23 protein-coding genes and 1 pseudogene are annotated in these 20402 nt (G+C 58.3%); 17 read left to right on the top strand and 7 right to left on the bottom strand.

The genetic code is table 11. The features are described 5' to 3' along the window. Positions 1-31: 31 nt before the first annotated feature. Positions 32-322 carry a hypothetical protein gene (locus tag FHT29_RS26125; RefSeq protein ID WP_168600402.1) on the bottom strand — a complete coding sequence of 97 codons (291 nt, stop codon included), beginning with the start codon at positions 320-322 and terminating at the stop codon, positions 32-34. Between the two features lie 96 nt (positions 323-418). Further along, entirely contained in the window at positions 419-691 is a 273-nt protein-coding gene (locus FHT29_RS26120; protein WP_112445863.1) for an usg protein, read from the bottom strand. A 275-nt stretch (positions 692-966) separates the two neighbouring features. Here FHT29_RS26120 and groES point away from each other — a divergent pair, with 275 nt between their 5' ends. The 6 genes from groES to FHT29_RS26095 all read left to right on the top strand — a co-directional run bounded on the left by groES (position 967) and on the right by FHT29_RS26095 (position 7137). Next, a complete protein-coding gene (gene groES / locus FHT29_RS26115; RefSeq protein ID WP_168600401.1) occupies positions 967-1281 on the top strand; it encodes a co-chaperone GroES in 315 nt (104 codons plus the stop codon). A 52-nt stretch (positions 1282-1333) separates the two neighbouring features. Then, positions 1334-2962 (top strand): chaperonin GroEL, encoded by a 1629-nt coding sequence (gene groL / locus FHT29_RS26110; RefSeq protein WP_168600400.1) that lies wholly within the window; start codon positions 1334-1336, stop codon positions 2960-2962. 59 nt (positions 2963-3021) lie between these two features. Next, on the top strand, positions 3022-3267 hold the full coding sequence (locus FHT29_RS34695) for a hypothetical protein (RefSeq protein WP_168600399.1): 246 nt from the start codon (positions 3022-3024) through the stop codon (positions 3265-3267). Between the two features lie 42 nt (positions 3268-3309). Further along, complete coding sequence (locus FHT29_RS34690; protein WP_113297425.1) at positions 3310-3732, top strand: hypothetical protein; 423 nt, start codon at positions 3310-3312, stop codon at positions 3730-3732. An 89-nt stretch (positions 3733-3821) separates the two neighbouring features. Next, complete coding sequence (locus FHT29_RS26100) at positions 3822-4916, top strand: glycosyltransferase family 4 protein (protein WP_168600398.1); 1095 nt, start codon at positions 3822-3824, stop codon at positions 4914-4916. Positions 4917-4932: 16 nt separating this feature from the next. After that, on the top strand, positions 4933-7137 hold the full coding sequence (locus tag FHT29_RS26095) for an amylo-alpha-1,6-glucosidase (RefSeq protein WP_168600397.1): 2205 nt from the start codon (positions 4933-4935) through the stop codon (positions 7135-7137). 28 nt (positions 7138-7165) lie between these two features. On the opposite strand, the gene FHT29_RS26090 is transcribed toward FHT29_RS26095, so the two are convergent. Next, positions 7166-7387 (bottom strand): hypothetical protein, encoded by a 222-nt coding sequence (locus FHT29_RS26090; protein ID WP_112389076.1) that lies wholly within the window; start codon positions 7385-7387, stop codon positions 7166-7168. Positions 7388-7601: 214 nt separating this feature from the next. On the opposite strand from FHT29_RS26090, the gene FHT29_RS26085 reads away from it, so the two are divergent. The 11 genes and pseudogenes from FHT29_RS26085 to FHT29_RS26035 all read left to right on the top strand — a co-directional run bounded on the left by FHT29_RS26085 (position 7602) and on the right by FHT29_RS26035 (position 16429). Next, positions 7602-8078, top strand: a complete 477-nt coding sequence (locus tag FHT29_RS26085; protein WP_168600396.1) for an Hsp20 family protein — start codon at positions 7602-7604, stop codon at positions 8076-8078. Positions 8079-8176: 98 nt separating this feature from the next. Beyond that, on the top strand, positions 8177-8686 hold the full coding sequence (locus FHT29_RS26080; protein WP_168600395.1) for an Hsp20/alpha crystallin family protein: 510 nt from the start codon (positions 8177-8179) through the stop codon (positions 8684-8686). A gap of 72 nt (positions 8687-8758) precedes the next feature. Beyond that, complete coding sequence (locus FHT29_RS26075; RefSeq protein WP_168600394.1) at positions 8759-9520, top strand: NADH dehydrogenase ubiquinone Fe-S protein 4; 762 nt, start codon at positions 8759-8761, stop codon at positions 9518-9520. Between the two features lie 9 nt (positions 9521-9529). After that, the gene (locus FHT29_RS26070) at positions 9530-9853 is read left to right on the top strand and encodes a DNA-directed RNA polymerase subunit omega (RefSeq protein WP_112389072.1); all 324 of its coding nucleotides are present in this window, start codon (positions 9530-9532) and stop codon (positions 9851-9853) included. Positions 9854-9885: 32 nt separating this feature from the next. Then, entirely contained in the window at positions 9886-10251 is a 366-nt protein-coding gene (locus FHT29_RS26065) for an SPW repeat protein (protein ID WP_112389071.1), read from the top strand. A gap of 105 nt (positions 10252-10356) precedes the next feature. Beyond that, positions 10357-11742, top strand: a complete 1386-nt coding sequence (locus FHT29_RS26060; protein ID WP_168600393.1) for a DegQ family serine endoprotease — start codon at positions 10357-10359, stop codon at positions 11740-11742. Between the two features lie 144 nt (positions 11743-11886). Further along, a complete protein-coding gene (locus tag FHT29_RS26055) occupies positions 11887-12810 on the top strand; it encodes a DnaJ C-terminal domain-containing protein (protein ID WP_112389069.1) in 924 nt (307 codons plus the stop codon). A gap of 2 nt (positions 12811-12812) precedes the next feature. Continuing rightward, positions 12813-13145, top strand: coding sequence for a chaperone modulator CbpM (locus tag FHT29_RS26050; RefSeq protein WP_112445718.1), 333 nt, complete (start codon positions 12813-12815; stop codon positions 13143-13145). A 296-nt stretch (positions 13146-13441) separates the two neighbouring features. Further along, positions 13442-14884: pseudogene (locus tag FHT29_RS26045) on the top strand (ATPase domain-containing protein). After that, entirely contained in the window at positions 14881-15930 is a 1050-nt protein-coding gene (locus FHT29_RS26040) for a sensor histidine kinase (protein ID WP_168600392.1), read from the top strand. Before FHT29_RS26045 ends, FHT29_RS26040 begins: the two are co-directional and overlap by 4 nt. A 136-nt stretch (positions 15931-16066) precedes the next feature. After that, the gene (locus FHT29_RS26035) at positions 16067-16429 is read left to right on the top strand and encodes a response regulator (RefSeq protein WP_168600391.1); all 363 of its coding nucleotides are present in this window, start codon (positions 16067-16069) and stop codon (positions 16427-16429) included. Positions 16430-16554: 125 nt separating this feature from the next. Here FHT29_RS26035 and FHT29_RS26030 read toward each other — a convergent pair whose 3' ends face one another. The 4 genes from FHT29_RS26030 to FHT29_RS26015 form a co-directional block, all read right to left on the bottom strand. Beyond that, positions 16555-16812: a hypothetical protein gene (locus FHT29_RS26030; RefSeq protein WP_168600390.1), complete on the bottom strand. Its 258-nt coding sequence runs from the start codon at positions 16810-16812 to the stop codon at positions 16555-16557. After that, entirely contained in the window at positions 16805-17230 is a 426-nt protein-coding gene (locus tag FHT29_RS26025) for a response regulator (RefSeq protein WP_168600389.1), read from the bottom strand. Before FHT29_RS26025 ends, FHT29_RS26030 begins: the two co-directional genes overlap by 8 nt. Further along, the gene (locus tag FHT29_RS26020; protein WP_168600388.1) at positions 17227-18354 is read right to left on the bottom strand and encodes a PAS domain-containing protein; all 1128 of its coding nucleotides are present in this window, start codon (positions 18352-18354) and stop codon (positions 17227-17229) included. The genes FHT29_RS26025 and FHT29_RS26020 overlap by 4 nt, the downstream gene beginning before the upstream one ends. A 62-nt stretch (positions 18355-18416) precedes the next feature. Continuing rightward, a complete protein-coding gene (locus tag FHT29_RS26015; protein ID WP_168600387.1) occupies positions 18417-20177 on the bottom strand; it encodes a PAS domain S-box protein in 1761 nt (586 codons plus the stop codon). Positions 20178-20402: the final 225 nt, after the last annotated feature.

The raw sequence follows: 20402 nt of genomic DNA, 5'->3' as shown, positions 1-20402 counted from the left end.
ACGGCATCAGAAGCCTAGCGGTTTCACACCTCTAGTGGCCTGCGTGGCTCACCATACGATAAGGATGCACGGCCTTGAACTGCGAGATCATGGCGGTTGCTTGCTGCAACACGCGCTCGGCTTTACGCTCGTCGTCACGCGCCAGTTCGTCAGCATTGATGAAGATCGCCTGTGCCATATTGGCGGAAAGCGCGGCAAAATGGCGGTTGCCTTCGACATATGCCTCGCGTGCAGCTGCCTCCAGGACATGCGCGATATCGGCAAAGACCACTTCGCGCTCCTCGATGCTGAGGTCTTCGATGATTTTGATCTTCTCTTCCATTCTCGATCTCACTCCGGATAGACGTGGAAAGTGACCGGACTGATCAAGCCCCGATCGCCGGGTGAGCTAGGAAGCGGAAATTTCCGTTTCAAGAGCTTAGTTCAGCTTGAACTCGCCCTCAACACGTCGCCATTCGTTCGGTCCGATCAGACGCTGGTGTGTATAGCGGACGGAGTGCAGCGGTCCGTCGAGGCTGTCGCGCCAGAAGTCCAGGAACTTGCGCATTTCGGGAAAATCAGGAGCGAGATCGTAGTCTTGCCAAACGTAGGTTTGCAGGACGGATTCAAAATCGGGAATGCGGTAGAGGATGTGCGCGGTGGTGAGACCGTAGCCGTTGAGTTGACGCTCCAGATCCGACGAGAATTGCATGCTTCATCTCCGTTTCATGACACTGCGAAGGTGACGTAAAATCATCCATCTATCAACGGTATTCTTAAACCATCAAAGGCGTTTATTGTTCCTTTCCAGCATGTTAGCAGCCAACGACATCGAGTGCTAATTTTTTCTCCTGCCCCCTTGAAATCAAAAAATCCCGAAAATAAATTTTCCCCGCGAACGCTCGAGTGAGGTTCGCCCCCGTCCGGATTGGTCACCCGGTCCGGTAGGGGATTTTGCGTCATCTTTTTTGTCCAATGGAGGAAAACATGTCGTTCCGACCGCTTCATGATCGCATTCTTGTCCGCCGGGTCGAATCCGAAGAAAAGACCAAGGGCGGGATCATCATCCCTGACACTGCCAAGGAAAAGCCACAGGAAGGCGAAGTTGTCGCCGCTGGCCCTGGTGCACGCAACGAGGCTGGCCAGATCCAGGCGCTCGACGTCAAGGCTGGCGACCGCATTCTGTTCGGCAAATGGTCCGGCACCGAAATCAAGATCAACGGCGAAGATCTGCTGATCATGAAGGAAAGCGACGTCCTGGGCATTATAGAAGCTCAGGCCGAGCAGAAGCGGGCCGCGTAATCACGCATTACCGCCCATCAGTCAAAAAGCTGCCTATTGAAGGAGTGAACAAATGGCTGCGAAAGAAGTCAAATTCAACACCGATGCACGCGAACGCATGCTGCGTGGGGTCGATGTCCTTGCCAACGCCGTGAAGGTCACGCTTGGCCCAAAAGGCCGCAACGTTGTCATCGACAAGTCCTACGGCGCGCCGCGCATTACCAAGGACGGTGTTTCGGTCGCCAAGGAAATTGAACTAGAAGACAAGTTCGAGAACATGGGCGCCCAGATGCTGCGCGAGGTGGCATCGAAGACCAACGATCTCGCCGGCGACGGTACCACCACCGCAACTGTCCTCGCCCAGGCGATCGTCAAGGAAGGCGCCAAGGCCGTCGCCTCCGGTCTGAACCCGATGGACCTTAAGCGCGGCATCGATATTGCCGTCGACGCTGTCGTTAAGGAACTGAAGACCAACGCCCGCAAGATCACCAGCAATTCCGAAATCGCCCAGGTCGGCACCATCTCGGCCAACGGCGACGAAGAGATCGGTAAATATCTAGCAGAGGCGATGGAAAAGGTCGGCAACGAAGGCGTCATCACCGTCGAGGAAGCCAAGACCGCCGAGACCGAGCTCGAAGTTGTCGAAGGCATGCAATTCGACCGCGGTTACCTCTCGCCGTACTTCGTAACCAATCAGGACAAGATGCGCGTCGAGTTCGAGGACCCCTATATCCTCATCCACGAGAAAAAGCTGTCGAACCTTCAGTCCTTGCTGCCGGTCCTCGAAGCCGTCGTGCAGTCCTCCAAACCGCTGCTGATTATCGCGGAAGACGTCGAGGGCGAAGCTCTTGCTACGCTCGTCGTCAACAAACTGCGCGGTGGTCTGAAGATTGCTGCCGTCAAGGCGCCGGGGTTCGGCGATCGCCGCAAGGCGATGCTCGAAGATATCGCCATCCTGACCGGCGGCACCGTCATCTCCGAAGACCTGGGCATCAAGCTGGAGAACGTCACATTGAACATGCTCGGCCGCGCCAAGAAGGTGGCGATCGAGAAGGAAAACACCACGATCATCGACGGCGTTGGTTCCAAGGCAGAGATCGACGGCCGCGTGGCGCAGATCCGGGCGCAGATCGAGGAGACCACTTCCGACTATGACCGCGAGAAGCTGCAGGAGCGTCTCGCAAAGCTCGCTGGTGGTGTCGCCGTCATTCGTGTCGGTGGCTCGACCGAAGTCGAGGTCAAGGAGAAGAAGGATCGCGTCGACGACGCCCTTCATGCGACCCGCGCTGCCGTCGAGGAAGGCATCCTGCCGGGTGGTGGTGTTGCGTTGTTGCGGGCCGTCAAGGCACTCGACAATCTTGCAACCGCCAACCAGGATCAGAAGGTTGGCATCGAGATTGTCCGCCGCGCCATCGAAGCCCCGGTGCGCCAGATCGCCGAAAACGCTGGCGCGGAAGGCTCCGTGATTGTCGGCAAGCTCCGCGAGAAAACCGACTTCTCCTTCGGATGGAATGCGCAGACCGGCGAATATGGTGATCTCTATGCTCAGGGCGTCATCGATCCAGCCAAGGTCGTGCGGACCGCACTCCAGGATGCTGCTTCGGTCGCCGGTCTGCTGGTGACCACGGAAGCGATGATCGCCGAGAAGCCCAAGAAGGACGCCTCACCTGCACTGCCCGCTGGCGCCGGCATGGACTTCTAAGAGGTAATGGCTGGGGCTCGCCCGTCGACGCGGGCGAGCTCCGATAAGGAGGTGAAAGAATGGTTCATGCAATAACAAAACCTTTGCCAACTCCCTTCGACAGCCGTGATCTCGCCGTCTGCCAGAGGGTTTTCGATGAAATCCGGTCGGGCGCTGGGATTGCGAAGGAGTCCGAGGAAGCGGAGCGCATGGCGGCCATAACGATAGAATTGTACAGGCAAGGTGTTCGCGAGCCGCGCCATCTCAGAACAATGGTCGAGTCCGCGCGAGGTCTGTTCGGGCGCCAGGGAATTTTACAAAGCTGAGCCAAACAACAACGTCAATTTGGCATCACATGGGGTCAAGCTATGAGAAAGGAAAGCTTCGAAAATTCAACACCAGTGAACGCGGCAGCAGCAATCAGCGCTGCTCATCTGCTGCATCCGGGCAGGCATTTTGCTCATCCGCGCGACGTTCTTGCGGCCGACGAAATCGGCAGGGACGAGAAACGCGCCATTCTTGCGTCCTGGGCATCCGACATCTTCGCCATCGAATCCATTCCGGCCCTTCGCCTTTATCCAGGTACGGATAAGGCCGTCTCCTATGACGAGATCATCGAAGCGCTGAAGACGTTGGACCGGTCTGATATGCTGCCCGGAAAGCAGGACGCATCCCGTAATCAAGACAATCAAAGATGCCGCCGTCGCCGAGTTCAATCACGTCGGTTTGGCGGCCTTGGTCTGTGCAGCTATCGGAAAGGAGGACGCCACCGACAACCATTCGAGATATAGAAATCCAATCTGACGTGCCGCGTGCCTCTTTGAGGACGCGGATCTGGTTTTTGCCGACGACTCTTTGCTCAATAGAGGAGGTTTTGCCGATGAAGATCGCTCAGATCGCACCACTTGCCGAAAGTGTTCCGCCCAAGCTCTATGGCGGTACCGAACGCATCGTATCCTATCTCACTGACGCACTCGTCGCCCAAGGTCACGACGTCACACTTTTTGCCAGCGGAGATTCGATCACCGCCGCGAAGCTCGTATCGTGCTCAGATGTGGCGCTCCGTCTTAATCCTGCCGTTAAAGATCATCTGCCCCATCAGGTTGTGATGTTGGAGGAAATTCGCCGGCGGGCGCACGAATTCGATGTGCTGCACTTCCACATCGATCTACTACATTTCCCGCTGATCCGGGACTTTGCAGACCGCACGGTCACGACGCTGCATGGCCGGCTCGACCTGCCGGACCTCAAGCCTTTCTACAAGGCATTCCCCGACATTCCGCTGGTATCGATCTCCAACGATCAGCGCCGCCCGATGCCGCCGGTCAATTGGACCGGAACGGTCTATCATGGCCTGCCCGCCAATCTTCTGCCGTTCACCGAAAAGCCGAAGGGCAATTATCTCGCTTTCCTCGGACGAATATCGCCGGAGAAACGGCCTGACCGGGCAATCGAAATCGCTGCGAAAGTTGGCATGCCCTTAAAGATGGCCGCAAAGATCGACAATGCTGACAAGGTCTATTGGGAAACGGTGATCGAGCCGATGGTCAGGAGCCATCCGAACGTCGAATTCATCGGCGAGATCAACGAGCATCAGAAGGCCGATTTCCTCGGCAACGCCGGCGCCTTGCTCTTCCCGATCGACTGGCCCGAGCCGTTCGGACTGGTGATGATCGAAGCGATGGCCTGTGGCACGCCCGTCATCGCGTTCGGATGCGGCTCCGTGCCGGAGGTCATCGACAACGGTATCTCTGGAATCCTCATCGATAGCGTGGCCGACGCGGCCGAGAACATCGAATGGGCGCTCAAGATGGATCGAAAGAAAGTCCGCGCGACATTCGAGGCGCGTTTCAGCGCCGAGCGGATGGCACGAGATTATCTGGACATCTACCGGAACCTTCCTGGCGTGCGCACCAAGGCGGCCCCACTGCGCCGTGCCAACGGGCAGGACCTCGATCTGCAGGTCGTTGCATAATCCGGAGGCCAGTAGCATGTCGATCGCTTCTGTACACGACGCTTCCGCGCCAGCAGGTGGGCAGGCACCGATGGCGCAATTTTTCATTCCGGCCACAGCATCACTGCAAGAGCGACGGCCGCGCACCCTGAAGCACGGCGATACATTCGCCGTCTTCGACCACAATGGTGACGCGCTTTCTGGGCCCGGCAGCCCGGAAGGCGTTTTCCATCGGGACACGCGGTACCTCTCCCATCTCCATCTGACGATCAACGGCAAGCGCCCGATGCTTCTCTCGTCGACGCTGCGCGACGACAATGCGACGCTGACCTGCGATCTCACCAACCCCGACCTCTTTGATGAGACGGGGAAGCTCACACTTGAGCATGATCTCATTCATATGCGCAGGACACGCTTTCTGTGGAATGCCGGTTGTTACGAGCGCTTGGCCGTAAGGAACTACGACGAGCGACGACAACAAGTGCGTATCGAAATTTCGTTCGGGGCGGACTTCGCCGATCTGTTCGAAGTTCGCGGAACCGTCAGGGCGAGGAGGGGCCGCCATCTTCCGTCCGTGATGGAACAGGATCGCGTTCTTCTCTCTTATATCGGCCTCGACGATCTGAAGCGCGTCACGCAGTTGTCGTTCGATCCCCGCCCAGACGAACTTGGGAGTGATCATGTCATTTATGATCTTGATCTGGCGCCACATGAAACGCGGTCGCTGTTCATCCAGATCTGCTGCGACCAAGACAAAGACCGGCCTCTCGGCTACCAGTCTTTCTTTCTGGGCCTACGGGATGCGCGCCGTGCATTGCGCTCCTCTTCCTCCCGCGCGGCATCGATCGTCACGTCCAACGAAATATTCAACGAGGTGGCGCGGCGCAGTGTCTCCGATCTATATATGCTAACGACCGATAAGCCCGAAGGTCCCTACCCCTATGCCGGCATCCCCTGGTTTAGCACTGTTTTCGGACGTGATGCGCTGATTACCGCGCTCGAAACGCTGTGGCTTGATCCGCACATTGCCCGCGGTGTCCTTGCCCATTTGGCCGCAAACCAGGCCACGGAAGTCGATCCGGCTGCAGACGCCGAACCTGGAAAGATCCTCCACGAAGTGCGCTATGGCGAAATGGCTGAACTGGGTGAAGTGCCCTTCCGCCGCTATTACGGCAGCATCGATTCCACGCCATTGTTCGTCCTGCTGGCAGGGGAGTACCTGAAGCGAACAGGCGACCTTGCCACGATCAACCATCTTCTGCCGAATATCGAGGCAGCGCTCACCTGGATCGACGCGCACGGCGATCGCGACGGCGATGGTTTCGTGGAATACGGGCGGTTAACGCAAGAAGGCTTAATCAATCAGGCCTGGAAAGACAGCCACGACTCGGTATTCCACGCCGATGGTACGCTCGCCAAAGGCCCGATCGCCATTGCCGAGGTTCAGGCCTACGTCTACGGTGCCTGGCAGTCCGCAGCCGAGATCTTCCGCCGGCTCGGCAGACCTGAACGCGCGGCAAAGTTCCTGGCACGGGCCGAAGGCCTGCGTCGTGCCTTCGATACGAGTTTCTTCGATGAGGAACTCGGCACCTTTGTGCTCGCGCTCGATGGGAATAAGCGGCCTTGCAGGGTCCGCTCTTCCAATGCCGGTCATGCCCTGTTCACCGGTATCGCCTATCCCGAGCGAGCCGTCCAGGTTGCCAGGACACTGATGAGCGCCTCGTCCTTCTGCGGTTGGGGCATCCGAACCATCGCCTCCACCGAGGCACGCTACAATCCGATGAGCTATCACAATGGCTCGGTTTGGCCGCATGACAATGCAATGATCGCCAGCGGTCTCGCCCGATATGGCTACCGGGCTGAAGCGGCGCGCATTTTCGAGGGGCTCTTTGCCTCGTCGACATATATCGACCTGCGCCGCCTTCCGGAACTCTTCTGCGGCTTGCCACGCCAGCGGGCTCAGGGACCGACCTTCTATCCTGTTGCTTGCTCTCCGCAGGCGTGGGCGGCCGCAGCACCGCTGCTTCTTCTGCAATCCTGCCTCGGCCTGGACTTCGAACCGAACGCCCTGCTCATCAGCTTCACGGAGCCGCAACTGCCCTCCTTCATGGATGAGGTGATCCTCCGACACCTGCAGGTCGGAAACGGCTCGGCCGACATTGCCTTACGCCGCTCGGGACGCAGCGCCGTGGTAGACACCCTCGGTCGACGGGGCGAGGTTCGCGTACTGACCACCGCTTAGGCAAGCCGCTTCCAGACAGGCGTCTTGCCTAGTCCAGTTCGTCGTTGTCTGAGACCAGCAGGTCAATCAACAAGGCGATTTTGCCCGTGGGTGGCGGCCGTCGTTCATTCATCAACGCTTCGTCATTGTTGACCCATGCGAAAGCTTCCGCCAGTTCAGCCTGACTGGCACCAGTGGCCACGACATCAGCTATCAAAGTTTCGTCGACAGGTCCGAGGATGTCGATGACGTCTTCGGAGGTCATTGTCATGCCGATTCCTCCTTTTGTATCACCACACGAATCTGGTGGCCCAAACAAAAAAATCAAATTTTTTACACCAGGCAATTCCACAGCTCTTGAAACTGCAAGCCACTGAATTATATTGATATTGTTCGATCGCCCAATGGGATCGACAGGTCCAGGAGGCGCCATTGTGCTCTTGGCGCCTCCTTGTATCCATGTTGCTTACAAGGAGGATATGGTTATGAGGACAAACCTCGATTTTTCTCCCCTGTTCCGGTCGAGCATCGGCTTCGACCGAATGCTGAACGCGCTCGAGGCTGCAAGCCGCATCGAGACGATCGACAACTGGCCGCCTTACGACATCGTCAAGACCGGTGAGGATGAGTACCGCATTGCCATGGCAGTGGCGGGCTTCACGCAGGACGAACTGACGATCACGCAAGAGCAGAACATGCTCTTCGTATCGGGTCAGAAGGCGAATGCCGACGATGTGCAGTATCTGCATCGCGGCATCGCCGGCCGCTCGTTCCAGCGCCGGTTCGAACTTGCCGACCACGTCAAGGTCGTCGGCGCCGGTCTCGTCAACGGTCTGCTGACCATCGATCTCAAGCGCGAAATCCCTGAAGCGATGAGGCCGCGCCAGATCGCGATTTCGACCGACACGGCTATGCCGCAGGCCGAGATCAAGCAGATCGAAGCAGAGAAGCACGCGGCTTAAGCTCCAGCAACAGCATAGTCGGGAAAGACGGCGCCGGGTATATCGTCCGGCGCCACCAGAGAAGCTTTGCCAATCGAACCAACGGAAAGGAGAAAACCATGAGTGTTCGTGATCTGATTCCCTGGGGCCGAAACAATGGCAACCAGGCCCCAACTGTCCTGCGCGACGACGACCGGGATCCCTTCCTGTCGCTGCATCGCGAGGTGAACCGCCTGTTCGACGACGTCTTCCGCGGCTTCGGCTCCGGCCTGCCGGCCTTCGGAAGCGCTTCTGCCTTCGGCGCCGGCTGGCCGAACGTCGAGATCGCCGATACCGACAAGGAGATCAAGGTGACCGCCGAGGTGCCCGGCCTTGAAGAAAAGGACATCGAAGTCCTGCTCAACGACGGCGTGCTGACGCTGAGAGGTGAGAAGCGCTCCGAGAACGAAGACAAGGATCGTCAGTTCTCCGAGCGCTACTACGGCCGTTTCGAGCGCCGCATCCCGCTCGGCGTCGAGGTCGATGAAGACAAGGTCGATGCCAGCTTCAGGAACGGCGTTTTGACCGTGACCCTGCCGAAGACCGAGAAGGCGCAGACGCAGGTCAAGCGCATCGCCATCAAGAGCTAACCGAACCAGCCTGCCCGGCGGCCGGCCTTATTGGGGGGCCGCCGGCATCCTTCGCCAATAGGGAGGGATAAAATGATGGAGATTATTAGAGAGACACACACCAAACCAAGCAAAAGCCTCGCTTCCGTTAGCCAGGCCTCCAATGATAACCGGCGGAAGCGTCTCGCTTTCGGCCGCTCCGTGTTTCCCGAAGACGTCGGCGCCCGCATCTTCAGACCATCACACTCGGTGATGACATCGGGCAAAGCACGAATGAACGGCTGGCTGCTTGTCTTCGAGCGCCGCAGCGCGCCGTTCATTGAGCCTTTGATGGGCTATACGGGCACCACAGATACGCTGACGCAGGTGGAGCTGGAGTTTCCAACGCTGCGATCCGCCATCCGCTATGCCGAGCGGCAAGGCCTGACCTATGTCGTGCAGGGTTCGGCAAGCAAAGCTGCGGCCCTGACAAAGAAAGGAATTCGTCGCCGATTGAACCGGCCATCTCACGCCCTCTCCGATGCGACATTGGAGCGGCTCGGCCTCGCCGCGCTTCAGGAGAGCTACGGTCAGGCAATGGTCGAGGCGGCGGAACGGCACGATGCTTCCGGTCCCGCCACATGGTCATCGCCCATAGATGTCATCCGTGATCCGACGCTGTCTCTCGAAGCAAAGCGCTCGATCCTGATGAACTGGGCATGGATCGAATATCTGATCGACCAGGCGACCAACGAAGGCATGCCGGTGAACAATCGTCCGTCCCGCCTTAATGAGGTCGAGCAGGCGCTGCTTGCGCTCGAAGGAGACGTTGAGCGCAGGCAGGACCGTACCACTGCCGATCGGAAAGCTGCATGAGGTGCACCCATGGACCCGCATGTCGTTTTCGGTTGCCAGGAGATTGTGCCGAACAGGTTTACGCTGACGATGGCCGCAGCTGCCCGTGCCCGTGCCCTCAACCGCGGTGCGGGGCCGAGGCTTGATCTGCCGCATGCCAGTGTAAGCGATCTTGCGCTGCATGAGATCGCCCGTGGCGCGTTCAGCCACGACGAGCTCGCGCCGTTCTTGCCCGAATTGGCAGCAACAACGCTTCCTCCGGCTCCTAATCCAACCACAACCGAGCTTCGCGGCGACGGCGCGGCAAGCGCCGCCGCCGCACCCGCCTTCTGTCCGCAGGAGACGGTTCAATGATGATGCAACCAACCGATGAGGAGAAATGAACGATGCTGAAGTCCCTGTCTTCCAACAACCGGACCGCTTTCGATATCGTCAATATCGTTGCCGGTCTTGGTCTTCTTGTCTCACCGTGGCTAATTGGCTTCGCCGCTGAAACCTATGCCGCCTGGAATGCCTGGCTCGTCGGCGCGGCCATCGCCGTGATCGCCGCTGTGGCTCTCTATGCCTTCTATGAGGCGGAGGAATGGGTCAACCTAGTGCTCGGCATTTGGGCGGTAGCTGCTCCATGGGTTCTCGGCTTCTCGGCCGTGACGGCCGCAACGTGGGTCCATGTTGTTGCCGGTCTTGTCGTCGCGGTGCTCGCCGCCGGCAACATCTGGTTCAGCCATAGCCGCCCGCTCTCGACTGCGTGAGCCGATCAAGAGAGGCGGATCTGGACATCCGGACCCGCCTCTTTTTTCAATCCTCCGTCGGTCACGCCAGGAGGCACACCCATCATCAGATTCAAGGAGCAACCGATGTTCGATCTCACCCCGAGGCTTCGCACGATTGCCATTTCCGCAGCCGTCGCCGCCGGAGCCATTTTCTTCACCACAAGCCCATTGCCTGCGCAAATGACAGGACAGGCTTCTTCGTCCACCGGCCTGCCGACGCTGGCGCCGATGCTGGAACAGGTCACACCCGCCGTCGTCAATATCGCGGTCGTCTCCCGAGCGCCGGCGCAAGACAACCCGCTCTATAGCGATCCCAACTTCCGAAGGTTCTTCAATCTGCCGGAGCAACAGCAGCAGGCTCGGATGAGCGCCGGCTCCGGTGTCATCGTCGACGCCAACAAAGGATATGTGCTGACCAACCATCACGTCGTCGACGGCGGATCAAAAATCTCGGTCACGCTGAAGGATGGCCGACAGCTCCCGGCAAAACTGATTGGCAGCGACAAGGAGACCGACATTGCCCTGCTCCAGATCAATGCCAAAAACCTCACAGCCATTCAGATCGGGGATTCCGATGCCCTTAAGGTCGGGGACTATGTCGTCGCCATCGGCAATCCCTTCGGACTTGGTCAGACGGTTACCTCTGGCATCGTCAGCGCACTCGGTCGCAGCGGGCTCAATATCGAAGGCTATGAGGACTTCATCCAGACCGATGCCTCGATAAACCCCGGCAATTCCGGTGGGGCGCTCGTGACGCTCGACGGCATGCTGATCGGGATCAACACTGCGATCCTCAGCCCGGCCGGCGCCAATGTCGGCATCGGCTTCGCAGTCCCGAGCGACATGGTGCTATCGGTGATGAACCAACTGGCGACCCAAGGCGAGGTGCGCCGCGGCAGACTCGGCATCGGCATCCAGGACCTGACGCCCGACGTCGCCGAGGCACTCAAGCTCGGTGAGCTGCGCGGCGCACTGATTGGCAGCGTCGAATCTGGCTCAGCGGCCGCGCGGGCCGGATTGAGGACCGGCGACGTGGTTACCGCGATCGACAATCGCCCCGTCCACAGTGCAACGGATCTCAGGAACCGGATCGGCCTCACCCCGATCGGAACCAGGATCAATGTGACGGTAAAGCGCGGCGATGGCGAGCGGGTGATCGCCGTCGCGATCACATCGGAAGACCGGTCGTCCGCCGACCTCTCCGGCACGCCCCTCGATGGCGCCAAAATGCGGGAAGCATCTGCCGAAGAGGCTCGCCAGGCCGGTGCCCCCGGCGTTGTGATCGAGGGTCTCGGCTCAGGTAGCATGGCGGCCCGCAGCGGACTGCAGGCCGGTGACATAATCGTGGCGGCCAATCGCTCGCCGGTCTCTTCCGTCGCGGATTTGCGTAAGGCGCTTGCCGACAAACCGGCAATCCTCGCGCTTGAACTGATCCGAGATGGCGATCCTCTCCTTCTCGTCGTCCGATAGCGGAGCGATGATTAAACGGTCCCGCTCACTTGCGAAGTGGGACCCAATCGACCTTTCGTCTTGCCCTCCAACCGGAAACCGGGCCGCCGCCTATATGAGAGGAGAATTGATCGCAGTGTATGTTACCTGTGACAGGAGATATGCATGAGCCGAGATCCATATGAGCTTCTGGGCGTGAAACGGGATGCGCCGCAAAAGGAAATCCAGAGTGCATTCCGCAAGCTGGCCAAGAAGCTGCATCCCGACTTGAACCCCGGCGATAAAAATGCCGAGGCCAGGTTCAAGGAGATTTCCGCGGCCTACGAGCTTTTGAGCGATGAGCAGAAGCGCGCCCGCTTCGACCGTGGCGAGATCGATATGACGGGGGCCGAACAGGCGCCCCGCAACTTCTATCGCGACTATGCCTCGGCCAGCGGTCCCGGTGAGCCCTACCACAATAGCGGCGGGTTTGCCGATTTTGGCGATTCGGACGATATTTTCGCGAGCTTCTTCTCGCGCCGCGCCGGCCCTGGCGGCGGGTCCCCGTTCCGCGCTCCCGGACGTGACCGCCATTTCTCGATGGAGATCGATTTTCTCGATGCGATGAAGGGTACCAAAACCCAGGTTAAGCTACCCGAGGGTCCGGCTATCGAAGTGCAGGTTCCCCCCGGGACACGTGATGGCCAAACGCTGCGGCTGCGGGGCAAAGGCGAACCCGGGTTCGGGGGCGGTGCCGCCGGCGACGCGCTGATCGTTATCAGGGTGCGGCCTCACCGCTTTTTCACGCGCGACGGTGACGACATCCGCCTCGAACTTCCGGTCACGCTCAGCGAGGCCGTGCTTGGCGGCAAGGTGCGCGTGCCCACTCCCTCCGGCCCAATCGACCTAGCCCTCCCCCCCAATTCCAGCAGCGGCAAGGTCTTGCGTATCAAGGGCAAGGGTGTGCCGCGCGGAAATGGCAGCGCCGGTGACGTCTATGTGACTGTGAAGGTCGTGTTGCCCGACCGTCCGGACGAAGAGCTGACCAGCTTCATCAAACGCTGGGCTTCTGGAACGACACAAAATCCGAGAAAGGGCATGGAGGGCTGACCATGGACGATCATGAATTCTGTCTTCGCCTCAAAATCGAAGTAACCGAGCTCGAACTGTGGATCCGGGAAGGTTGGCTGGCGCCGCAGATCGCCGAGCACCAACGGCGCTTCCGGGATGCCGATCTAGCTCGCGCCCGGCTGATCCTAGATCTGACGCACGGCATGGGCGTCAACGAAGCCGGAGTTGATATTGTCATGGATCTTGTCGACCAGCTTCACGGCATGCGCGGCGCGATGCGCGACATCGTAACGGTCGTCAGCGGAGAGGATGTTGCAGTCCAACAACGTTTGGTAGCAGCTCTGGACAAGCTCCACACCATTTGGCGAATGTGAGAGGATTCGCGGCAGGTAAGAAAGCAATCTCGTGGCGGATGTTCCTATGACGACACCATTGAGGCGCTGGAGACGTTGGACAAGAACGATGAGCGCGAGGACGAGGTTCGTCCGCCGCGATGAGAGCGAGCCTGCTGTAAAGCCGTAACACTACCTTTAGGCAGGTCTGCGGCTTCACCACAACCAGCCTGTCATTGATGTTTCGAGAAACCTAAATATAACGAGCAGGCATCTTTCAACGACGATGATGCGCGCGCTCCGGCCCGGATCACGCTAACAGTTTTGAAAGATGAGTTATGCCGAAACGAAAAGCGCCAGCGGTTGTCAGCACAGGCATCTCCGGATTGAACGAAATTCTGCGTGGTGGTCTGCCGGCATCCAATCTCTATATGCTGCAAGGCGCTCCGGGCTCCGGAAAGACGACAGCAGCGCTACAGTTCCTTCGCGCCGGGGTGGAAGCGGGAGAGAGCTGTATTTACGTGACACTGTCGCAGACGGCGGCAGAGCTCGAAGCCATTGCTGTCTCACACGGCTGGACACTCGATGGCATTCGGGTCGAAGAACTGTCGACATCCGGCTCGGTCAGCGAAGCCGATGACCAGAGCATATTTCTGACTGCAGACCTCAGGCTCGACGAGACGCGAAAGGCGATCGAGGCAGCGATCGACGAACACAAGCCGCGGCGCCTTGTTTACGACTCCCTCCTCGAAATCCGCCTGATCACCGGTGACTCTCCTAGGTTTCGTCGTGAACTGATCGGTTTCAAGTCCTTTCTGGCCAAGCGCAACGTCGTCGCACTTCTTCTTGACACCTAGACAACCGGCTATGACCGCAGTGGCGAGGAAGTAGAGGGGCTTGCTCATGGGGTCATCCGTTTCGACAAGTCACTGGAGGAGTACGGCGCTGTGCGGCGTCGTGTGGAAGTTTCCAAGATGCGCGGTGTCCCCGTTGCCGATGGTTATCACGACATGGCAATCCGGGAAGGTGAAGGGGTCATCGTTTTTCCTCGCATTATGCCCAATACTGCGTCGGAGACCACCAAGCCGCAACTGATCAAGTCAGGTGTCGCAGCGCTCGACGACATGTTTGGCGGCGGCCAGGAGGCTGGAACCACGACGCTGGTCATAGGACAGTCGGGCACTGGCAAGTCGACCATGTCGTCACTCTATGCTACCGCAGCACTCGACCGCGGCGAGAACGTTGCGCTGTTCTTGTTCGAAGAGAGGATGGAAACGTTCTTCCGCCGGTCGGAAGGCCTGGGAATGCAGCTTCGGCAGTTCCATAAGGATGGCAAGCTCATCCTGCGGGATTTCAATCCGAACGAAATCTCACCGGGTGAATTTGGGCAGATCGTCCAGGACGCGGTGACGCAAAACAAGGTCCGCGTCGTCGTCATCGATAGCCTGACCGGCTATCTGAACTCGCTACCTCATCGGGAAAAGGCGGTCCGCGACATCCAATCCCTTCTCAAATTCCTGGCTCGTTCGGGTGTGCTGACGATGCTAATTGTCGCTCAGCACGGCCTGATCGGTCAGAATGTCGGCATCGACGTGGATGTCAGCTTCCTCGGCGACACCGTGCTTCTTCTGCGGATCATGGAGCATGAAGGTCGGCTGCGCCGTAACATCACCGTTGTCAAAAAGCGCCACGGTCCACATGATCTTAACATTCAGGAACTGCTGATAGAAAGCGGCAGTGTCAGCGTCGTTTCCTACAACCCCCTTCCTGACCCGAAATGAATGAAACGCCGAGTGAACTGGATTGGGTGCTCATACTTGCCCCGTTTCGCAAGGATGCCGACTACATCGCGGCGTCCTTGCAGGAGCAGAACGTCGCAGTCAGGCATGGCCAGATTGGCGAGGATTTGACTGAAAATTTAGCGCTTTCGCCGGGCGTCATCCTCATCACCCATGAGGCGCTGAGCCCGCCCGTCGTCGCAACCATTGGCGATCATCTCGCCGGCCAGCCTGATTGGTCCGAAGTCCCAATCCTGGTCCTGCTTGAGCGCGCGGCTCCCGTTGCACGGATCCGCACTCAGCTTCAAAACGCCTGGCCGAGCGCTCGCCTCCAATTCTATACACGCCCAGTCGCGCGACTGGAGCTGGCCAATAGCATCCAGACCAATCTGCTCGTCCGGTTGCGCCAGAAACAGGTGCGCGATGCCATTGAGCGCGAGGTCGAGCTGCGGCTGGAGCTCAATCATCGGATTAAGAACATTGTTGCCAGCGTCACCTCGATCTTTCAAATGACGCGACGCGGCGCGTGTACGGTTGATGAGCTTGCGGCAGATTTCACAGGCCGGCTTCGTGCTCTGTCCGACGTCCACACCGCAGTGTTCGAAGCAGGCGGAGACGAAATCTCACTTTTATCCGTGATCGCGGCAACCGTCGCACCCTATAACGGTGATAGCCTGAAGCGGATTGATATTGTTGGCCCAGACCTCCTTGTCGGACGGATCGCTGCGACGACCATCGCCCTTTGCCTCCACGAACTCACGACGAATGCGATCAAGTACGGCGCACTGTCTCAGGGCGATGGCAGCATAAACATTGCCTGGTCCGTTTCGGAGGAATATCCGCCGGTCTTTTCTATGAACTGGACCGAATCCGGCGGCCCCGAAGTCGTGCAACCGACGCGGCAGGGCTACGGCACAAAGTATGTTCGCTCGGCTCTCGCCTCGCTCTTGGGGGCAGCGCCAACGATCACGTTCGATCGTAATGGATTTCGATGCCAAGCCGCGGGTCCGCTAGCAAGACTTGTGCGGCAGCCGGCGGAAGCTGTTTGATACAGTATCCGTCATTGAAAGAGTTAAACACCTTACTGAAGACATTCCCGAACCTGGCGGATCATATTCGTACGAGAGACGCTATCATACTCTTGGACCATTTTATCTGCCTGTAAATCATGATGGAGCGTTGGGGATGGGCGGCAACGGTATAACGGTCCTTGTCGTGGAGGACGAGGCTCTCGTTCGGATGGACATTGCGCTATTGCTAGAGGACGAAGGTTTTTATGTGCTGGAAGCATCGAACGCTGACGACGCCATCAGCCTGCTCGACGCACATCCGGAGGTTCGTCTGATGTTCACCGATATCGATATGCTTGGCAGCATGGATGGCTTGAAACTTGCGGCCGCGGTTCGAGATCGATGGCCACCTGTCAAGATCATCGTGACATCGGGTCATCGCCACATGAGCGACGATACCCTTCCGTTCGTCGGCCGCTTTTTCAGTAAGCCCTATGATCCGTCACGTGTGATTCACGCGATACGCGAAATGATCTAACACGATGAGGTCCTAAGCTGAGCGAGACCGTCAAGCCAAGGATGCCGATGCTAGCAACTCTGCAAATCGCAACCGCCACCATGATGCCCGATGCGATCATTACCTTGAAGGCAGGCAAGGCAAGCTTAGTTGGTCGCCGACGGCCAATCGTTTGAGGGCTCGTCGATCTGATGATCTGGGATCTCCATCGTATCACGAAGCTGGGCAGATTCCTTCTCGATCATGTAGATCACCGCGGATCTCTCGGCACCTTTAGCGACGAGCTCATCGATCAACGCGTGCAGCCTCGGTCTGACCTCTTTCAAAATGTTTTGGTTGTCACTCATCAATTCCTCCCATTTTTGCTCCGTGTTGGCCGACGCTCCTCCTTGGGTCTTAGCCAAACCGCTTCCCTGCATTCGCGTCATCTGCCAAAACCAGACTTGCGGGCGGCGACCCACTCTCGTCGCCTCCGACGATTGCGGAAATGTAAGTCAGGGCATTTTTCATTCCGTTCATGGTATAGGGCTTTTCGATTGCACCGAGTGCGCCGGCAAACCCTTCCGGGATCTTCTTGATATTGCCGCTCACGAAGACATAGGGGATGCCCGCAGCTGCTAGTTCGCGACCCACGTCGATCCCGGTCGGGCCATCCATGAGATGGATATCGACGAATGCGAAATCAGGCTTCGACGCGTTGATCTGCTCGCGCGCCTGGATGCTGCTCATGGCGAGGCCTGTAACCTGATGGCCCGCCATCTCCACCTCGCTTTCAAGCTCCATGGCGAGCAGCATTTCGTCTTCGACGATCATAACTTTCAATGTGTATTCTCCTGATGGTCGCCGACAAGCAGCACCACATCGACAACCGTCTTTCGTCCATCTTGTTTACGTTCGATTTCGGCGCCGAGCTGCAAAGCAGACGCCTCGATCAACATGCGTCCGAGCTCGGTGCTTTCAATATCAGGCTCAACTGGTTCGGATGTGTCCTCGACACGGATCAGAAAATGACCGTTGAGGCGTTTGACCAGCACGTGGATGTCGCCGCCGCCGTCCATGAGGCCCCGTCGAACTGCATCGCCGACCAGCTCATTGACGATCAGCGACAAAGGCGTGGCTTTGACAGCGGGCACGAGCAGCGGCGAAAGATCCCAAGACAGACGGATGTCGTTACGGCCAGTGGCATCGACAAGATCTGTCACCAATTCCTTTGTGAACTCTGAGATATCGAACTTCGACACGTCGTCGAGCGTGAACAGCTTTCGCTGAACTGTACTGAGGGCCTCTATTCGGTTGAGGACCGACATGAGTGTCTGCCTTTGCCGATAATCGGTGGTGATGCGTGCCTGCATTTTTACGATGGAAGCCATCGTCAGCAGGTTGTTCTTCACCCGATGATCGACCTCATGGACAAGCAGCGAGCGAGCCTCCAGCGCCGCCTGAAGGGTCGCGGTGTTTTTTGCCACCTCCGCCTCCGCCTCATGGCGCGCAGCCGCCAGGTCAGCTTCCCGGCTCTTGACCGTTGTGAAATCGAGCTGGGACGCAAAGAAATAGATGATTGTCCCTGCCTCGTCCCGGACGGGGCTGATGAATACCGCGTTCCAAAACGTAGTGCCGTCTTTTCGATAATTGAGGATATCGACAGCAACATCGTGGCCGGCCGCGATGCCCTCTCGGATCCTCGCTATCGTTGCTTTGTCAGTCTCTGGACCCTGCAGGAAACGGCAATTGCGCCCGATTATCTCGTCATCTCTGTAGCCCGTCAGCCTTCGGAAAGCCTCGTTGCAGAAGATGATCGGATTGTCGGACTGGTTCGGATCGGTGACGATCATTGGCATGCGGGTTGCCTTGAACGCGGCCGCAAATGGATCCTCGCTTACATGTCCGGCGACGAGACGGTCGCCGGCGTTGCGGGCATCGGTCCGATATTGATCCTTTTCTTGCATGGAGGTCCTGCTCGTTTGTCGGGCGACAAATGCTGCGACAAATGAATTGGTTCCCGTCCTTGTCACTGCAAAGAATTTAGCGTCGCCTTGATCTCGCAAATCACACCCGACGGATCATAGGTGATTGTCGATTTGCCGTTCAGCTCTGCGGCCAACAAGCGTTCTACAAGGCGAGATCCGAAACCCTTCCGTGTCGGGGCAACGACATTTGGTCCGCCCATCTCTCTCCAGACGAGGCGGAGATCTCCGGTCTCTTCAGCGTAGCACCAGCTGATGGCAATTCTGCCTGTCGGACTGGAGAGTGCACCGTATTTGGCAGCATTTGTGCCGAGTTCGTGCAGAGCGAGCGAGAGGGAGGCAACGACTTTTTGCGGCAGCAAGACGGGATCACCAGAAACATCAAACCGCTCTGAAGGATACGGAGCGATAGCCTGCTCTACCACAGCCTTGAGATCGGCACTCTGCCAATGCCCCTCTGCAAGAAGGTCGTGGGCATGTGCCATGGCCGAAAGGCGAGCCTCGAAAGCGGTAACCGCACCGCTGGCCTCAGCATCTTTTGCCAAGGTCTGACGGGCAATCGCCATGACCGTCGCAAAGACATTCTTCACCCGGTGGTGCAACTCGCCAATTAGCACTGCCTGAAGCCGATCCGCTTCCTTTTTCGCAGAAATATCGTGAGCGATCTTAGATGCGCCGATGATCCGGCCGACGCTGTCGTAGATTGGCGACACGCTGAGAAGAACATCGACGAGATGGCCATCTTTGTGACGGCGTCTGGTTTCGTAAGGCTCCACCGTCGATCCTGCCCTGACGCGGCTCAACAGCGTCGGCTCCTCGTCGATCCGATCAGCAGGCACAAGGATCAGTACAGACTGACCGATGATCTCGTCCGCCTTGTAACCGTAGAGCCTCTCCGCCGAGGCGTTCCAGGACGTGATAGTCATATCGAGATCGATGCCTAGGATGGCATCATTGGAAGATGCGATGATGGACGCCAGCTGGCGCTCGACCTCCTGCCCTTTTTTGCGTTCGCTTATATCGATCGAGACGACCGCAACCTGGCGAATCCTGCCGCTATCGTCTCGAAGCGGCGAGACGGTATTGTTCACCCAGACGAGACTGCCATCTTTTCGGACATATCGCTTTTCGAGGTCGAAGCTCTCACCGGTCTGTACAAGCCGCTGGTACAATTGGGTCTGCTCGGGCATATCGTCAGCGTAGGTGATGTCGCGGATGTTTTTGCCGAGCAGCTCCTGCTCCTCGTAGCCGACGATCTCGCAAAACCGATTGTTGACGTGCAGGATCTCGCCAGTGAGGCTCGCCTGGCCGATGCCGGCCGCCGACTGCGATATTACCGCCCGCAGGCGTTCTTCGCTTGCCTGGAGCGCTCGATCGGCGCGAACCCGGTCCGTCGTCTCGTTGACGATGCAGAAGACCCCGCGAACGATCCCGTTTTCATCGCGGATAGGCGAATAAGAAATGTCAAAATAGACAGTCTCCGGGTAACCGTGCCGCTCGATATAAAATGGGCGGTCCTTGGCGGCGACTGTCTCGCCTCTATCCAAGACCTGGCGCAGGAGCGGTTCGAGGTCGTCCCATAGCTCGCTCCAGTTTTCTCGTGCCGGGCGACCGAAAGCCTTCGGGTGCCGTTGTCCGATCGACGGTGCATAGGGTGCGTTGTACAGGGCGACGAAGTCCGGCCCCCAGAACAAAACGATCTGCGCCATGGAAGGCAGCATAATGTCGACAGCGGATCTCAGGCACGGAGGCCAAACCGAAGGCGGGCCAAGCATGGACTGGTCCCAGTCTCCCCGCTCAAGCATTCGAGAAATTTCGTCTTGCCCCGAGAAAATTTTCCCCGTTTCGTTCTGCATCGGCGCCCACTCTAAATCGTTGCGACGTCGCAAACGTTCGTCCCAGTGCTCAATGTATAGCGTGAGATGGTCGCAGCAAGGTCTTTTCGCAATGAAATCAGCTTAGTGGCCGCCCTAATTTCAGGAGAGCGATCAACGATCGCCAACTTGGGGCGATGACGCCCGGCGCGTGAA

Source organism: Rhizobium sp. SG741 (assembly GCF_012275435.1).
GTDB classification, from domain to species: domain Bacteria; phylum Pseudomonadota; class Alphaproteobacteria; order Rhizobiales; family Rhizobiaceae; genus Rhizobium; species Rhizobium lusitanum.
The sequence above is the reverse complement of the archived record's forward strand: the minus strand, read 5'-3'. Positions and strand labels throughout refer to the sequence as shown.

What these genes read in the sequence shown, in the direction of transcription:
- FHT29_RS26125 (WP_168600402.1), bottom strand. Translation starts at nt 322, where the DNA reads ATGGAAGAGAAGATCAAAATCATCGAAGACCTCAGCATCGAGGAGCGC.
- FHT29_RS26120 (WP_112445863.1), bottom strand. Translation starts at nt 691, where the DNA reads ATGCAATTCTCGTCGGATCTGGAGCGTCAACTCAACGGCTACGGTCTC.
- groES (WP_168600401.1), top strand. Translation starts at nt 967, where the DNA reads ATGTCGTTCCGACCGCTTCATGATCGCATTCTTGTCCGCCGGGTCGAA.
- groL (WP_168600400.1), top strand. Translation starts at nt 1,334, where the DNA reads ATGGCTGCGAAAGAAGTCAAATTCAACACCGATGCACGCGAACGCATG.
- FHT29_RS34695 (WP_168600399.1), top strand. Translation starts at nt 3,022, where the DNA reads ATGGTTCATGCAATAACAAAACCTTTGCCAACTCCCTTCGACAGCCGT.
- FHT29_RS34690 (WP_113297425.1), top strand. Translation starts at nt 3,310, where the DNA reads ATGAGAAAGGAAAGCTTCGAAAATTCAACACCAGTGAACGCGGCAGCA.
- FHT29_RS26100 (WP_168600398.1), top strand. Translation starts at nt 3,822, where the DNA reads ATGAAGATCGCTCAGATCGCACCACTTGCCGAAAGTGTTCCGCCCAAG.
- FHT29_RS26095 (WP_168600397.1), top strand. Translation starts at nt 4,933, where the DNA reads ATGTCGATCGCTTCTGTACACGACGCTTCCGCGCCAGCAGGTGGGCAG.
- FHT29_RS26090 (WP_112389076.1), bottom strand. Translation starts at nt 7,387, where the DNA reads ATGACAATGACCTCCGAAGACGTCATCGACATCCTCGGACCTGTCGAC.
- FHT29_RS26085 (WP_168600396.1), top strand. Translation starts at nt 7,602, where the DNA reads ATGAGGACAAACCTCGATTTTTCTCCCCTGTTCCGGTCGAGCATCGGC.
- FHT29_RS26080 (WP_168600395.1), top strand. Translation starts at nt 8,177, where the DNA reads ATGAGTGTTCGTGATCTGATTCCCTGGGGCCGAAACAATGGCAACCAG.
- FHT29_RS26075 (WP_168600394.1), top strand. Translation starts at nt 8,759, where the DNA reads ATGATGGAGATTATTAGAGAGACACACACCAAACCAAGCAAAAGCCTC.
- FHT29_RS26070 (WP_112389072.1), top strand. Translation starts at nt 9,530, where the DNA reads ATGGACCCGCATGTCGTTTTCGGTTGCCAGGAGATTGTGCCGAACAGG.
- FHT29_RS26065 (WP_112389071.1), top strand. Translation starts at nt 9,886, where the DNA reads ATGCTGAAGTCCCTGTCTTCCAACAACCGGACCGCTTTCGATATCGTC.
- FHT29_RS26060 (WP_168600393.1), top strand. Translation starts at nt 10,357, where the DNA reads ATGTTCGATCTCACCCCGAGGCTTCGCACGATTGCCATTTCCGCAGCC.
- FHT29_RS26055 (WP_112389069.1), top strand. Translation starts at nt 11,887, where the DNA reads ATGAGCCGAGATCCATATGAGCTTCTGGGCGTGAAACGGGATGCGCCG.
- FHT29_RS26050 (WP_112445718.1), top strand. Translation starts at nt 12,813, where the DNA reads ATGGACGATCATGAATTCTGTCTTCGCCTCAAAATCGAAGTAACCGAG.
- FHT29_RS26040 (WP_168600392.1), top strand. Translation starts at nt 14,881, where the DNA reads ATGAATGAAACGCCGAGTGAACTGGATTGGGTGCTCATACTTGCCCCG.
- FHT29_RS26035 (WP_168600391.1), top strand. Translation starts at nt 16,067, where the DNA reads ATGGGCGGCAACGGTATAACGGTCCTTGTCGTGGAGGACGAGGCTCTC.
- FHT29_RS26020 (WP_168600388.1), bottom strand. Translation starts at nt 18,354, where the DNA reads ATGCAAGAAAAGGATCAATATCGGACCGATGCCCGCAACGCCGGCGAC.
- FHT29_RS26015 (WP_168600387.1), bottom strand. Translation starts at nt 20,177, where the DNA reads ATGCTTGAGCGGGGAGACTGGGACCAGTCCATGCTTGGCCCGCCTTCG.